The organism is Nocardioides sp., from assembly GCF_029937575.1.
In the GTDB taxonomy this organism is placed as follows: Bacteria; Actinomycetota; Actinomycetes; order Propionibacteriales; family Nocardioidaceae; genus Nocardioides.
In genome coordinates this window covers 110,253-124,401 of sequence record NZ_JAPYPS010000003.1, presented here as the reverse complement: position 1 = coordinate 124,401, position 14,149 = coordinate 110,253, and the positions used below count along the sequence as shown (strand labels likewise).

At 70.3% G+C, this 14,149-nt stretch carries 9 protein-coding genes; 4 read left to right on the top strand and 5 right to left on the bottom strand.

The genetic code is table 11. The features are described 5' to 3' along the window. Nucleotide 1 precedes the first annotated feature (1 nt). Nucleotides 2-3,097 carry a DEAD/DEAH box helicase gene (locus Q1K33_RS02235; protein ID WP_300400076.1) on the bottom strand — a complete coding sequence of 1,032 codons (3,096 nt, stop codon included), beginning with the start codon at nucleotides 3,095-3,097 and terminating at the stop codon, nucleotides 2-4. Nucleotides 3,098-3,281: 184 nt separating this feature from the next. Here Q1K33_RS02235 and Q1K33_RS02230 point away from each other — a divergent pair, with 184 nt between their 5' ends. Together Q1K33_RS02230 and Q1K33_RS02225 are read left to right on the top strand one after the other, a co-directional pair. Next, entirely contained in the window at nucleotides 3,282-4,139 is an 858-nt protein-coding gene (locus tag Q1K33_RS02230; RefSeq protein WP_300400075.1) for a nuclease-related domain-containing protein, read from the top strand. A 266-nt stretch (nucleotides 4,140-4,405) separates the two neighbouring features. After that, the gene (locus tag Q1K33_RS02225) at nucleotides 4,406-5,806 is read left to right on the top strand and encodes a DUF2786 domain-containing protein (RefSeq protein ID WP_300400073.1); all 1,401 of its coding nucleotides are present in this window, start codon (nucleotides 4,406-4,408) and stop codon (nucleotides 5,804-5,806) included. A gap of 317 nt (nucleotides 5,807-6,123) precedes the next feature. Here Q1K33_RS02225 and Q1K33_RS02220 read toward each other — a convergent pair whose 3' ends face one another. After that, nucleotides 6,124-6,273, bottom strand: a complete 150-nt coding sequence (locus Q1K33_RS02220) for a hypothetical protein (protein WP_300400072.1) — start codon at nucleotides 6,271-6,273, stop codon at nucleotides 6,124-6,126. A 266-nt stretch (nucleotides 6,274-6,539) separates the two neighbouring features. Between Q1K33_RS02220 and Q1K33_RS02215 the strand changes: the two genes are divergently transcribed. Both Q1K33_RS02215 and Q1K33_RS02210 read left to right on the top strand, forming a co-directional pair. After that, complete coding sequence (locus Q1K33_RS02215; protein WP_300400070.1) at nucleotides 6,540-7,655, top strand: hypothetical protein; 1,116 nt, start codon at nucleotides 6,540-6,542, stop codon at nucleotides 7,653-7,655. A 96-nt stretch (nucleotides 7,656-7,751) separates the two neighbouring features. Next, on the top strand, nucleotides 7,752-8,978 hold the full coding sequence (locus Q1K33_RS02210; protein ID WP_300400069.1) for a hypothetical protein: 1,227 nt from the start codon (nucleotides 7,752-7,754) through the stop codon (nucleotides 8,976-8,978). Between the two features lie 52 nt (nucleotides 8,979-9,030). On the opposite strand, the gene Q1K33_RS02205 is transcribed toward Q1K33_RS02210, so the two are convergent. From Q1K33_RS02205 to Q1K33_RS02195, 3 genes are read right to left on the bottom strand one after another with little or no spacing between them, the layout of a single operon-like run. After that, nucleotides 9,031-10,176, bottom strand: coding sequence for a DUF3322 and DUF2220 domain-containing protein (locus Q1K33_RS02205; RefSeq protein WP_300400067.1), 1,146 nt, complete (start codon nucleotides 10,174-10,176; stop codon nucleotides 9,031-9,033). Continuing rightward, entirely contained in the window at nucleotides 10,169-13,558 is a 3,390-nt protein-coding gene (locus Q1K33_RS02200) for an ATP-binding protein (protein ID WP_300400066.1), read from the bottom strand. The genes Q1K33_RS02205 and Q1K33_RS02200 overlap by 8 nt, the downstream gene beginning before the upstream one ends. Next, on the bottom strand, nucleotides 13,555-14,139 hold the full coding sequence (locus Q1K33_RS02195; RefSeq protein ID WP_300400065.1) for a DUF4194 domain-containing protein: 585 nt from the start codon (nucleotides 14,137-14,139) through the stop codon (nucleotides 13,555-13,557). Before Q1K33_RS02195 ends, Q1K33_RS02200 begins: the two co-directional genes overlap by 4 nt. Nucleotides 14,140-14,149: the final 10 nt, after the last annotated feature.

Sequence of the window (14,149 nt, the reverse complement as noted above, 5' to 3'; positions counted from 1 at the left end):
GCTACCCAGCAGCGATGCTGGCCGAGGCGAAGAACTCGCTCGGCATGGCGTGCTCGAGCCGCCACGTGATCGCCAGCGGCCGCTCCCCGACATGCGATTGGTAGAGCGCCTGACCGAGGAACAGGTACGACGACGTCCCGTACTCGTCCCTCTGCTCGTGCCTCACGAAGAGCAGCACCGTGCTGGTGCCGTTCACGTAGCGCTGCCCGGTCGGCGAGGCCAGTGACGTCGTCGACTGCGACTCCCAGTGGAACAGTGTCGGACTGACCGGGTAGTCGCGATACATGGTGGTGGGGGAGTAGTCGGCCTCGGACTTCGTCAGGGTCACGAAGAGGATGTCGACGTTGAGAGCCTCGGCGTACGCGACTCCCTGCATGACGCTGGTCGGTCGCCGATCGAGGCTCGCGTAGTCGAGCGCGGCGAGGATCTCCTCGCGTTGGTAGCGCGCGTGCACCCGCAGCGGAACGTCCTCGAGGCCACCGGCGAGGGGCGCGACCTCGTGCCGGCTCCCCTCGAAGGCGATGTCGACGACCGCCGTGAGCTCAGCGGTGGAGGCTGCTTCGCCCCGCAAGGACTCCAAGCCGGACTCGTAGGACGCATGGCCGCCGGCGTCTGGCCAGAGGGAGAAGAAGAGCATCCGTGCGACACGCTGCTCCGTCGCGCTCAGCTCGTCGTACGCCGCCGAGCCGTCCAGCAGGCGGGCGTAGCCCTCCGCGCGCACAGCGTCGTCGACGTGCGCGAAGGCCCGGATCCGCTTGAGCAGGCGGGCCTCCTCGGACGAGCCGTCGGCCGTGGGTAGGCCGGCCTCGCGGCGCAAGCGCGTCCACGAGCGATCGCCGCGCAGGATGTCGGCCAACTCGATGCCGGACTCGTGCATGAAGGAGCGCAGGTCGTGCTCGCCGTACGACCGCAGCTCGGCGACCAGCTGCGGCCAACGGTTGGCGATCTGCCCGCGGATGTTCTCCAGGACGATCGTCTGCGACTGCTTGTCCATCACGATCTGGCAGCCGGCCGGGAGAAACGGGAAGCCACGTTCGACGTCGCGCTCCAAGCCACGCCGTGTCTGACCGGTCAGCGCGCGAAGCTTCATGTCGAAGCGAAACTCCTTGCGGTGGTGTCCCACGAAATCGAGCACGGTCAGGACGGCCTTGTGGCGAGTACGCCGTAGCCCGCGGCCCAGCTGCTGCAGGAAGATCGTGGCACTCTCGGTGGGTCGCAGGAACAGCACCGTGTCGACGTCGGGGAGATCGAGACCCTCGTTGAAGAGGTCGGCGGCGAAGAGCACGTTGACGCGACGATCCTTGAGATCCTGGAGCGCACGCTCACGATCCGGCCGAGACGTCTCGGCGCTCACCGCCAGCGCGGGGATCCCGGCCTTCACGAACGTCTCCGCCATGAACCGCGCATGGGCCACGCTCACGCAGAACCCCAACGCCCGCATCTGCCCGAGGTCGAGCACCTTGTCGCGCAGCTGCTTGAGCACAGCGGTGGCGCGTGCGTTGTTGCCCGTGTAGACCGCCGACAGCTCGTGCTCGTCGTAGCGGCCGCGACTCCAGCTGATGGTGCGCAGATCGGTGCCGTCCGCGACCGCGAAGTAGTGGAAGGGGCACAGCAGGTCGGCCCCGAGGGCATCCCACAGTCGGAGCTCGGTCGCGGTGCGGCCGTCGAAGAGGGTGCGTACGTCGATCCCGTCGCCGCGTTCGGGGGTCGCGGTGAGACCCAGCAGCTCGCGTGGGGCGAGATGCTCCAGAATCCGCCGGTAGGTCGACGCTTGGGCGTGATGGAACTCGTCGACCACCACGATCTCGAAGTGGTTCGGCGGCAGCTTGTCGACGCCGTACGACGTCAGCGACTGGACGCTCGCGAAGACGTGCTGCCAACGCTCGGGCCGGGTACCGCCGACGTAGAGCTCACCGAAGTCCTGGTCGCCCAGTACTTCACGGTAGGTGCGCAGCGACTGTTCGAGGATCTCCCAACGATGCGCCACGAAGAGCAGCGACGGCCTGTCTGCCGCCGCGACGTCGCCACACAAGCGCCGGTAGTCGAGGGCTGCGACCACGGTCTTGCCCGTCCCCGTGGCCGCGACGACGAGGTTGCGATGCCGACCGTGCACGGAGCGCTCGGCGGCGAGGTCGTCGAGCATCTGCTGCTGGTAGGCGAACGGTGTGACTTCCAGACCCGACAGAGAAATGGTCACGCGGTTGTGACTCGTGCGGCCGGAGGCCTCGGCGAGGGCGTCGTCGAGACGATCGGCATCGACGTCCGGGTCGTAGAGCTCGTAGGAGTCGTCGTTCCAGTAGGTGTCGAAGGTCCCGCGGAACTTCACGAGCAGGGCGGGAGTCGCGACGTGCGACAGTCGGACGTTCCACTCGACGCCGTCGAGGAGAGCCGCGCGGGACAAGTTCGAGGATCCGACGTAGGCGGTATCGAAGCGGGTGTTGCGACGAAACATCCATGCCTTGGCGTGCAGTCGCGTGCGGGCAGCGTCGTACTGGATGCGCACCTCCGCTCCGAGCTCGCGCACCAGCCGGTCGAGCGCCAGCCGCTCGGTCGACCCCATGTACGTCGTGGTGATGACCCGCAGCGGGGCGCCACGCTCTCGGAGCCGTTGCAGCTCGGGCTCGAGCAGTCGTAGTCCGTGCCACTTCACGAACGCGCACAGCAGATCCACCTCGTCTGCCGTCTCGATCTCCGCCTTGAGCTCCGCGCCGAGGCTGGGGTCGCCCTTGGCGTTCGTCATCAGCGCGGCGTCCGACAGGGGTGTGGAGGGCCGGGTCTCTGCGTACGTCGTGATGCCTGGTGCCGGCGGCGGAGCGAGGCGCAGCAACTGAGTGGCCGGTGCGGACACCGGATCGGCCACGTCATCCAGCTGACCGAGCAGTCCGTTGATGAGCGTGAGACGTGCTGTGGGGTCGGTGGTGCGTTCGAGAGCGCGCCGGGTGAGCTCGCCGATGTGGCGGCTCAGGACGTGGGGCGCGTCAGCCGGGTCGACGACGCGCAGGACGGACTCGATGTCGAGCCCTGCATCGAGCGCGTCCCGGAGCCCATGCGTCAGGAGTGACTCATGGAGGCCTGCTGGAAGCCCTGTGTCACTCACTCGTACAGCTTGGCAGCTTGAGCTGGTTCCCGCGGCTGCTGGCGCGAAACGGCTGGCGAGGACCACATGCGGTCACTTTCAGCGTTCGGGGCCCCAAGTCGTGGATCTCGTCCTAACCTGCTGTCCCCCCACCCCATCGGAGACTCACGTGGCCGGAGAGTCGGCAGAGGCTGTCGCCCGCCGCATGCGCGAGAAGGCAGCTCGGCTGCAACGGTCCGCCGAACTCTGGCAGCGCGGAGCCGACGGCGAGCGGGCCACAGGTGAGGCCCTCGATGCGCTTCCTCAGCAGTACTGGACCGTTCTGCACGACGTTGCTTGGCCCGGCCGGCCCCGTGCCAACATTGATCACGTCGCGGTGGGGCCGCCGGGAGTCTTCGTCATCGACGCCAAGAACTGGTCCGGGGCGGTGACGCTACGCGACGGCCACCTCCGTCAGGCCGGACGTAGTCGCCTCAGTGCTGTCTCCGGGGTCGATGCGGCTGCCAGTGCGGTGGCGGGCGTGCTGTTGCCCACCGGGGCCGCTGTCACTCGGGGCATCCTGTGCCTCGCCGGCGACAGCCGCGTCTCGGGGATGGCGGGATCGATCGTCGTCCGATCGGTGTCAGATCTCCGTGACTACCTACTCTCGCTGCCACCGGTTGTGCACGAGAGGTCACTGCCCGAACTGGCAGATCAGGTGCGGACTCGACTGGCGTCCGCTGCCGTCAGTGCGCCGACCGGGGCGGGCCGGCGCGAGAGTGCGAAGCTCCCCCGACCACAAGCGGCTGCTCGTCCTGCTCAGAGTGCTGAGAGAGCCCGTCGGTCCGGGATCTCCGCTGACCTGCTCAAGCTCCTGTGTGTGGTTGCGCTTCTGGTCGCTCTGGCGACGCAGCCGCAGATCTTCGCAAAGGCCGCGACGGGCATGGCTGAACTCTTTACCTCCAGCCTGCAACCCGACGCGTCCACGGATCCGGTGAGCGGCTCTACCGATGCCCCGAGCGTTGGAACGGAGAAGACGAAGCAAGCGCGAGAGCGGAAGCGGTCCCGCTCCGCGCAGCCCTAGCCAGCTGCCGGCACGTACGTCGGCGAAGGTGCTGCGTCCCGCCCCCCTCAATCGAGGCAGGGCCCAGCGACGCCGGGGCGCACCTGCTACTGCGCATGAACGCTGCGCGGTGCCGGCGGCGCGGGGGGGTGCGACACGGCGCTCAGGATGGTCGAGGCGGTCGCCGGCACCGACCTGGCCCTACTGGCTGTGGAGAGCGTCCGTGCCAGCGCGGGTTCGCGAGTATCGTCCGATCCGCCAGCAACCTCGACCGATCGGGTGTGACGATGGGGAAGAACAACAAGGCCCGCAGGGCCGCGAAGGCCAAGGCACGCAAGGCAGGTCAGCGTGGTGGGCGTGCGGGTGGGTCGTCAGGCGGCTACGACGACTCGTTCGGTGCTCCCTTCCGCAACCCCTTCGGTGATCCGTCCGCCCATTCCTTCGGGGATCCCTCGGGCGGCAGGGATCGGCCGTTCGAGCCGCCGCGTCGCTCCGTGCCCGAGACGCGGTGGGAGGCGATGGAAGCTGCCGCCCGACGCAAGGACGACGTCGAGCTGGAGAAGCTCGCAGAGCGGATGGTGCGCGACGACCCGGTCGCCGGGCCGCGGCTCGCCGAGAGCTTGCTCACGTCGTACGTCGACCAGCTCTGGCGCCACGGGTGGCAGCCCGCTGAGCTCGTCCGCCAGGCACGGCGCAAGGCCACCAAGGCGGCCGCGCAGGTCGTGGAGCTGGCGATCCACGCCGACCACGCGCGGCGCGGCGGTCAGGCGATCGACCCGCGGTGGTCCGACCAGCTCGCCGAGCTCGGAGGCCGCCAGATCCCCACCCGCGACGGCTGGCTGATGCTGTGGATCACCCAGCAGGGCCATGACGGGGCGTGGGCCGCGATCCAGGTGGCCAGGGCGCTCGCGGCCATCGGCTACCTGCCGGTCGTCGACACCCTCATCCCGCCGCCGGGTCGGCAGGGGCGCTCGGTGCGGGGGCTGCCGAGCGACACCGGCGCCGAGGACCCGGTGCTGCGTCGGGTGCGCAAGCTCCTGGCCAAGGCCGAGTCGACGTCGTACGACGACGAGGCCGACAGCCTCACCGCCAAGGCGCACGAGCTGATGACCAAGCACGCCATCGACCAGGCGGTCCTCCACCGGGCCGGGCCGAGCGACGCCCCGTGCACGATCCGGGTGCCGATCGACGCGCCGTACGCCGACGCCAAGTCGCTGCTGCTGCAGCTTGTCGCCTCCGGTCACCGCTGCCGGTCGATCTACCTGGACGGGCTGGGTCTCAGCTCGGTCGTCGGGTACGCCGGCGACCTGCGCGCCGTCGAGCTGATCTTCACCTCGCTCCTGGTCCAGGCCCAGCACGCACTGACCGCAGCAGGTGGCGGGGCCCACGCACGCACGCGGCGGGCGTCGTACCGCTCGGCGTTCTACCTCGCCTACGCCCACCGCATCGGTGAACGACTGCGCAGCGTCACCGACGAGGTGCTCGCCGAGGCCGGCGACGGCGCGCACCTGCCCGTGCTGAGGGCCCGTGAGGACGCCGTCGAGGAGGCCTTCGAGCAGTGGTACGGCGAGTCGGTCACCAGCAGCGCGGTGCGCGGCGGCTACGACTCCCTCGGTCACGCGCACGGACGACAGGCGGCCGATGCCGCGCGCTTCGGCTCGGAGGCGATCGAGGAGCCGGGGGCGTGAGCTGACGGGTCGCCTTGCGGGCCAGAGCTGCGCGCCGTCAGCGCGTCCGCTGCCAGGGATCGACCCGCCGGAGGTCAGGTGGGCCATCGGCCGCGATCGTCTCGGCCTCGACCCGCACCCTGCGCACGATCGGGTAGGTGTCATCAGGCCATCCGGCTGGGGCGTAGTCGACGGCGGCGACCCCGCGTCGGGCTCGATGCTGGCGTAGGCACGCCACATCGCGGCCACGGTGAGACCGTCCCCCGCGAGAAGTCAGCTCTGGGAAACCCACGATCCCTTCGCAGCACCGGGCCGCAGGATCGTACGGTGGGTTTGGACTATCTCGGTCCGACCGTGACGCGCTCACTCACGCCGCTGTTGCTTGACACGAACGCCGTGTGAAGCAACAGAAGCGCGATCAGGTAGGCCACAACGAGTGTCATGGCGACTATCAGCAGGGTTCGTGTGCGGCCCGTGATGGTCTTCATCCGCACATGCTAGTCCTTGAAGTTGATGTTGCCGCTGGGTAGACGTTGGCGCATCTGGTAGCTGGCCGCACCCCCGAACCCTTCGTGGACGACGGCTACCTCGTAGCCGTCCGGTCCCAGCTCCGACGCGGATCCGGATCTGAGCGTGGTTGTCCACAGATTGCCAGGACCCCCTGGCGACGACCGTCGGCTCGGCGCAGGCTCGAGTCATGTCTCGGTCACCTCATTCGAACCCATCCCATCCCTTCCGCTCCGTCGCCAGCCAGATGACCTTCGATCACGAGGTTGCGGTCGAACAGGCATGCGCCGCTGAGCTGCGCGGCGACTGGCGAGCAGCCTTCGACCACCACCGCTCGGTGCCGATGTTCGCCGAGTCCCACCACGGGGCGATGCTGCGGGTCCTCGCCGATCTCGGCGAGGATGCCCCGCCCTGGTTGGTGACGCGCTTCCTCACCGTGCTGGCCCACCGGTTGGAGCTCTACGGCCAGCCGCGGCGATCGGGGCGGGTGCTGCAGCACGTCGTGCCCCTGCTCTACCCGCACGGCATCCCCTTCGATGCCATGGACTGTGATCACCCGGAGCAGGTCGGCGCGATGATCTACGGCTGCGACTGGGTGGTGCGTCAGGTCGACGTCTACGACCGCGGAGGCTTCGACGAGCTGCTCACCATGCCCGAGGCGCAAGCGGCGCTGACCAAGGGCGAGCACGTCGTCGAGTGGATCACCTCGCAGATCGGTGGCTACCAGGTGGTCGGTGCCGATGGCGACGTGCTGACCGTTGCCGATGCCGTCAGCGGTGAGGAGCACGAGCTGCTCGACCTCGGCTTCACCAGCTATCGGCCGACCGGCACCTACGTCCTGGGTCGGATCGTGCCGACCACCTGGGGTCCCGGCAAGCTCTTCGATTGGCAACCCCTGCCGGTCGATGCGCGCATCGCGCGCGAGGTCGCCGCCCAACCCGAGCGCTGGCTCGACGTGATCGCCGCCCGTACCCGCTCGCGTGCGCTGGAGCCGGCCTTCGCGCACCTGTCCGAGCGGTCGGTCAGCGCCGACCTGCCTCAGCACGCCTGGGTCGACCTGCTCGGCTTTCCGCTGGACCAGCGCCTTCCGCGTGCGCCGCACACCATGGTCGCCGAGGCGCTCGCGGCCGCGCTGCTGATCGCCACCGACCCGGACTCCCTGAGCGCAGGTCGGCACCTGATCGCCGAGCTGATGCTCGACGAGCTGACCAGCGAACGCCTCGTGAGCCGGTTCGCGACGCCGACCTACGCCGCGGCCTGGCGCGCCCTGTCCCACGAGCTGCCGGGACACGCTCGCGGCGTCTGCGAGCAGGCTCTGTGGATGATCGACGCGAGTCCCGCCTCCGACGAGCTGGCGGGGTGAGGCGGTATGTCGAACCGCAGGCGGCCGCGACAGTCCCAGGCGCAGCGACGGCAGGGGAGGCGCGCGCGGCAGCAGCCAGGGCCGTCGACGTCCCTGATGCTCCCGACGCCGGAGTCTCCCCACCCGCTCGCCGGCATGGAGCCGTGGCTGTGGGCGATGCAGGATGCCAACGAGGCCGAGAGCCGGGGTGACGCGGCGGCCGCCCTGGCCGCCATCCGGCGGCGGCCGTTCGCGCCCGAGGGGGGTCCATTCTGGAGTCCCTCGCGGGTCTACCGTCTGCACCAGCTCGACCTGCTCGGTGAGCTCACGCCCGGGTGGGCCGTGTCGCGCTGGATCCTGGCGCAGGCGTTGCACTACCTCGACGAGGCCGAGCGCGGGCTGGGGCCGAGATCGCGCTCGGCGCGCGCCATCGAGGTCGCGTGCGAGCTGCGGGGGCCCGCACTCGCGCTGCCGGAGGTGAGCGAGGGCGACCGCGGTGCCGAGCATCCGGCCCAGGTGAGCGAGCACGACTGGGTGTATCGCCAGGCCTTCCTGTTCGAGCTCGGCGGCCTCGACGCCTTCCTCGCCGACGGCGTGTCTGCCGACCTGGTCTCTCGAGCCGACCGGATCCGCGACTGGGCGCTCGCGCCCATGGGTGGCTACACCTTCCTCGGGTCGTCGGCGGAGACGTCGCTCTGGCTCGACAAGGAGGATCAGGCGGCCATCACGCTCCCCAACATCGGATCGGCCGTCCACCTGTTACCCGGCTCGTCCGTGATCGGGCGCCTGGTGCCGACCGACGACGGGCGGATGTTCGAGAGCGCCCCGCTCCCGGTGACCGGCACGCTGGCGCGTGCCATCGCCCTCGACCCGCCCCGCTGGCTCGACCTCCTTCGGGACTCCGGGCTCGTGCGCGACAAGGTGGTGCGCACGGACACCCTTGAGTGGACCGGACTGATGAGTGACATCCCGATCACAGTGGTCGAGGCGGTGCTGTGGTCCTGGACAGACGGACAGGAGGCTGGGACGGCCGATCTCTCCGACGTGGTCACCCGGACGCTGTTCCTCGCCCGAGAGGTCTGCCGCGCGTCGACCAGGGACCCGTTCGACTGCCCGCAGTGCCTGGGCGAGCCCGACGACCTCTGCCCCGAGTGCGGCGAGGACGACTGGGACGCCGTGAGTCAGCTGCACGCCGCGCTGCTCGACCCGGTGGTGCTCGATGCCCTGCCGGACCTGGCCACCGAGGCCGACGAGCCGCTGCTGCACGAGGTGTGCGACGTCCTCGCTGAGCCCGCGCGGTCGTGGCTCGGCGCGCTGCTCGATGCGCGGAGGGCAGCCGCGTGAGCAGCGACCCACGAGTGTGCGCACGGCACTGCGGTCGGCTACCTGGACTCGATCACGCCTCGCCCGGCCAGCGCCGCATCGCCCACTCCCAGTCGATCCGCTCCTGCTCGAGGCGCACCCGTTCGCCGTGGCGGTCGGTGACCAGCTCGCCGTACAACGCCTGCTCGGCCCCGGTGAGGCGGCTCAGCGCGGCGGTCGTCGGTGCCGGCTCCTGCCCCCAGCGCTCGCGGTGCTGGTGCAGGGTTGCGGCGTCCATCAGGAACGACTCGGTCTGCGGCAACCACGACCGCAGCTGGTGGAGGATCGCGAAGCCGTGGGTGTCGAGATCGCCCCAGTAGTGGACCGGCACGTCGGTGAGGAACGGCAGCGACCCAGCACGACTCACCCGGAATCCCTCTCCCCAGATCACCAGCCCCTCGCGCGGCACGGGGACCGAGAGGAAGGTGATCTCGTTCTCCACGATGATCGCGCGCTGCACCGTGACCCGGGCGGCCGACAGTTCATCGACCCGGACGGTGGCCTCGCTGAGCGAGGCAGGCAGCCCCGCGAAACCCTCGTCGAAGCGCAGTCGCACCCGAGCAGGCCGTTCGCGCAGGCCGAGGCCCGCGGCGAAGCCGCTCGCTGCGGACGGGACGTCGAGCAGTGCCGCCAGCACAGCGCGGTGCTTCTCGACGAACTTCGTGTCGACGCCGCGTGCGGTGATCTCGCGCACCGACCGGCCGCGGCCACGGTGCTCCTCGAGCCACTCGCGGGCCGCCAGCACGCCCGGCCAGTCGTCACCGACGGTGAGTGCGGCATGGGGCCGGGCCAGCACCCAGGCGCGCGCGGTCGCGACGTCGGCCGTGAGCATCAGGATCTCGTCGTACGACGCCACCTCGGCCTCGACGCCGAGCAGTCGCCAGGCCCGGGCGTACGACGTGACCACCGCGCGCGCCGGGACCTCGTTGCGCCCGCCGGCTCGACCCCCGATCGGCTTGCGGATCACGTCGTAGCCGCCGGCCGCGCGCCGCTCGAGACGCGTCGCCCACGCCTGCACCCGGCCCAGGTCGGCACCGATCTCGCCCGCCTTCGGCCCTCGCAGCGGCACCTCGATCGGCTCGAACTCCGTGCCGCGTCCGTACGACTTCAGCAGCTCGCCCGACGTCCAACGACGGCGCACCTTGGCTGCGACGTCGGTTGGCTCGGACCACTCAGCCATGACCGCGGCGCTCGCGATACTCCTCGATGGTCAGCGTCTGGACCCGCGAGTCGACGCCGTCGCGGTTGTCGACGAACCCGATCGCCCGCACGTAGGGCTCGATGACGTGCACCTTCTGCAGCGGCGTCACGATCAACAGCTGCAGGCCCAGCCGCTCGAAGAGGGACAACGCGTAGCGCGTCGAGACGTCGGAGCCACGTCCGAAGGCCTCGTCGATCACCGCGAACCGGAAGTCGCGCGAGCTGGTCGTGCCCCACTCGAGCCCGAACTGGTAGGCCAGCGAGGCCGCGAGGATCGTGTAGGCGAGCTTCTCCTTCTGCCCGCCGGACTTGCCGTCGGAGTCGCGGTAGTGCTCCCACTCGGTCTCGGTGGCCTTCTCGATCTCGGCGGCCGAGAAGGTATGCCAGTTGCGCACGTCGGTCACCCGCCGGGTCCACGTCTTGTCGGCCTCGGCGTGTCCGTCGCGTCCGCGCAGGCGCTCGATGATCCGCTTGACCTCGAGGAACCGCTCCTCGGAGTAGCGGTCGTCGCCGCCGATCGTGCCGCTCGTGACCGCCGACAGGTCAGCCCGGAAGTCGCGCACGTCGGCGTTGATCGTCGGCTCGATGAGCAGCTTGATGTAGCGCCCGGGGGAGTAGTCGATCGCCCCCAGCGACTCGTTGATCCGGGCGACGCGCTCACGGATCTCGTCGGACTGTCGGCGCAGCCAGTGGTCGAATCGGGCCAGCTCGCGGATCGCGTTGGTGTTGAGCTGCTCCTTGAACTCCTTCTCGAAGCGAGGCAGGTCGTCGCGGCGCACGCGGTCGCGGAAGGTGTAGTACTCCCCGGCGGCCTGGATCGAGGCGTCCATCTCGGTCGTGACCGCCGGCCACTGCGCCTTGATCGCTGTCATCTGGGCGGTGGCAGTGGTCGCCAGGGCGTTCATCTGCTGCTGCAGCCGCTCCATGGAGCGGTGCAGCGTGTCGGCGAGGCTCGCGGCGGCGCGGTCGCAGGCCTCGGCGTCGGTGACCGGCTCGGGTAGGCGCAGCTCGATGTCGGCGTACTGCCCACGGGCCAGCTCCAGCAGGTCGACCGGGGTCGCGGCCAGCTGCTCGGCCGCGACGGAGCGGCTGCGCGTACAGCGGTGCAGGTCGCTGCTCAGGCCGCCGACAGCGCCCTCCACGGCCGAGCGGCGAGACTCGACCTCGGCGATCCGGGTCTCGACGCGGTCCAGCGCGCGATCCAGCTCGGCGAGTCGCGAGGAGCCCGCGAGCAGCCGGGCGCGCTCCTCGGCGGCCTCGCGCGCCTGCTCGGCGGGAGTGGCGGTGTCGAGCTCGGTCCACGAGGCGACATCCAGGAGCCGGCCGAGCGACTGCGTCACCTCGAGCGCGACCTCGCGACGCTCGGTGATCGTGGCCACGCTCTCCTCGACCCGGGAGAGCTCGTGCTGGAGCTCGGTGCGAGCCGCGGTGAGTGCCTCGAGCTTGCGTTGGTTGGAGCGTCCCAGGATCCACTGGCGGGGGTCGTCGACGCGCGAGCGGTCATCCTTCTCGTGCCGATCGCCCGAGCGGATCTGACCCTCGACGGTCACCGCCCGGTGCTCGGTCTGCAGCTCGGCGACCGTTGCCACGCACGTGTGGTCGGCGCGACGGTTGAGCTCGGCGGTGAGGAAGGCGGCGAAGCCTCCCTCGGCGACCTCGAGGGTGTCGAGCAGGCGCAGGCGACCGTCGCCGGCCGGGTCGGGCTGCAGCCGCACGCTGCGCTCCGGCACCCGCAGGTAGACGAGCTTGGCGCCGAGGTGCTGGTCGTTGACCCAGCGTGCGGCGGCCGCGTAGTGCCGGTGGGGCACGAGCAGGGAGAGCCCCAGCCCGCGCAGCACGCGCTCGGCGGCACCGCGCCAGGCGCCGTGGGACTCGGCGACCTCGATCAGCTCGCCGGCGAAGGGGAGCTCCTCGGCTGCGACCCCGAGGTCGGCCGCGAGCCTGTCGCGCAGCGTCACCGCCTTGCTGGGCAGGTTGCTCGGTCGCTGGGACAGGCTGGTGAGCTCGACGTCGATCTCGCCGATCGACTCGTCCAGCTTGGAGCGCGTCGTCATCGCCGCGGCGAACTCGTGGTCGAGATCGCGTCGGCGTGGTTCGGCCTCGGCGTAGGCCGCGGTCGCCTCCTCGCGCCGGCGGCTGAACGACGCGGCGTCGACGACCGGCGCCAGGCCGGCTTGCTCGAGCAGCTCGGCGTGGCGCCGCTGGCGCGTGGTGCGCTCGGCCGCCACGGCCTCGAGCTCCTTGATCTCACGCTCCAGCTGGGCCACGCGGTCGCCGCCGGCTGCCGCGCGCTCGCCGATGAGTCGGCTCTGCTCGCCGCGGGCGGAGGACAGGGCGGCCACGATCGCGTCGAGGTCGGTCCGGCGCGCCTGCAGCTCGGTCTCGAGCTGGTCGAGCTGGGTGGTGAGCAGGGAGATCCGCAGCTCGGTGAAGTAGAGGCCGACGCCGTCGCGCTGTCGCTCCGTCGTGGCCCGCTCGGCCGCCAGGGCGGCGTGCTTGTCGCAGTTGACCAGCAGCGGGTCGAGGGCGGCGAGCTGGTCGCGCGCACGTCGTACGGCCTCGTGGGCGCGGGTGAGGTCGTCGAAGTGGGTGACGATGGTGGCGACCTGTGCGGTGGCGTCGGCCGGCTCGAGCATGTGGGTGCGGACGAAGTCGTTGAGGTTGCCCACCGACTTCATCGACACCGTCTGGTGGAACAGCTCCATCGCCTGCTCCGAGCGGATGCCGAGCAGACGTCGTACGTGTCGGCCGTAGGCCGGGAAGTCCTTCTCCAGCAGCGCGCCGCCGTCGCGCAACCGGCGGCGCAGGTCGTTGAGGTTGGTGCCGAAGCCGGCGAAGTCGTCCTCGATGCTGAGCTCGCGCTCGGCCGTGACGTAGAACCGGTCGGGCTGCCCGGTGCGGTCGCGCTGGGTGAAGACCTGGGCGAGCGTGACCGACTCGGTGGAGCCGCCGGAACCGTTCGCGTCGTCGGACCCGGCGTTGGTGAACACCCCCAGCACGACGGAGTACGACGTGTGGTCACGCAGGCCGATCGGGCGCGAGGTCCCGGACTCCTCGATGCGCTCGGACTTGTGGTGACCGAGCACGTAGCTGCGCAGCGTGCGCTCCTTGCCCTCGGAGCCGGCCGCCTTGTTGTAGGAGATCTTCTGATGGGGCAGGAGCAGCGTGGTGACCGCGTCGACGAGGGTCGACTTGCCGCTGCCGATGTCGCCGGTGAGCAGGGTGTTGGTGCCGTCGAGACGCAGCGACCAGACGCGCTTGTCGAAGGTGCCCCAGTTGAGCACCTCGAGGCGGTGCAGCCGCCACCCGGGACGAGCCGATCCGGTGTCGAGCTCGACGGTGGAGAAGAGTCCCTCACTCATGGCTGTGCCCCCGGGGACCCGTCCAGGCGGTAGTCGTCGAGCTTGGCGGCGAAGTCGGCCAACGTCTGGGCATCGACGTAGGCCTTGAGGATCCGCCGTACCTCGAAGGTGTCCCGCTGGCCGCGCAGCGCACGCAGGAAACCGAGGTCGACGACCTTCTTGATCGTGCTGTCGACCTGGTCGAGCTGACGGGCCTCGTTGGACGTGTCGGCGAGGAAGAGGGCGAGCATCTCGCCGATCTGCTCGCGCGTGAGGATCAGACGCGGTTCGTTGCTCGTGGACTCCCACTCGACCATCCGCTTGCGCAGCAGCACCAGCAGGAGGCTGACGGGGTAGGACAGGCTGCGGCGGTTGACCAGGCGAGGCAGCTCCTCGGCGTCGTCGACCTGGGCACGCAGGTAGGCGTAGCCCTCGTTGTCGTCGACCACGACGTCCACGCCGATCGTCGCGAAGTGGTCGCGCACCGGTGCCCCGTGACGCTGCAGGGTCGCCCAGACTCCCTCGTGCGTCTCGCGGTAGACCACCCCGCGCATCAGGGTGATCGCCGCGGTCGACACCGCTACCTCGGTCTCGCTCCTCATCGACGCACCT

Excerpts from the sequence above, each read along its gene's own strand:
- Q1K33_RS02230 (WP_300400075.1), top strand. The coding sequence starts at position 3,282 with ATGCGCGAGAAGGCAGCTCGGCTGCAACGGTCCGCCGAACTCTGGCAG.
- Q1K33_RS02225 (WP_300400073.1), top strand. The coding sequence starts at position 4,406 with ATGGGGAAGAACAACAAGGCCCGCAGGGCCGCGAAGGCCAAGGCACGC.
- Q1K33_RS02220 (WP_300400072.1), bottom strand. The coding sequence starts at position 6,273 with ATGAAGACCATCACGGGCCGCACACGAACCCTGCTGATAGTCGCCATG.
- Q1K33_RS02215 (WP_300400070.1), top strand. The coding sequence starts at position 6,540 with ATGACCTTCGATCACGAGGTTGCGGTCGAACAGGCATGCGCCGCTGAG.
- Q1K33_RS02210 (WP_300400069.1), top strand. The coding sequence starts at position 7,752 with ATGCTCCCGACGCCGGAGTCTCCCCACCCGCTCGCCGGCATGGAGCCG.
- Q1K33_RS02205 (WP_300400067.1), bottom strand. The coding sequence starts at position 10,176 with ATGGCTGAGTGGTCCGAGCCAACCGACGTCGCAGCCAAGGTGCGCCGT.
- Q1K33_RS02200 (WP_300400066.1), bottom strand. The coding sequence starts at position 13,558 with ATGAGTGAGGGACTCTTCTCCACCGTCGAGCTCGACACCGGATCGGCT.
- Q1K33_RS02195 (WP_300400065.1), bottom strand. The coding sequence starts at position 14,139 with ATGAGGAGCGAGACCGAGGTAGCGGTGTCGACCGCGGCGATCACCCTG.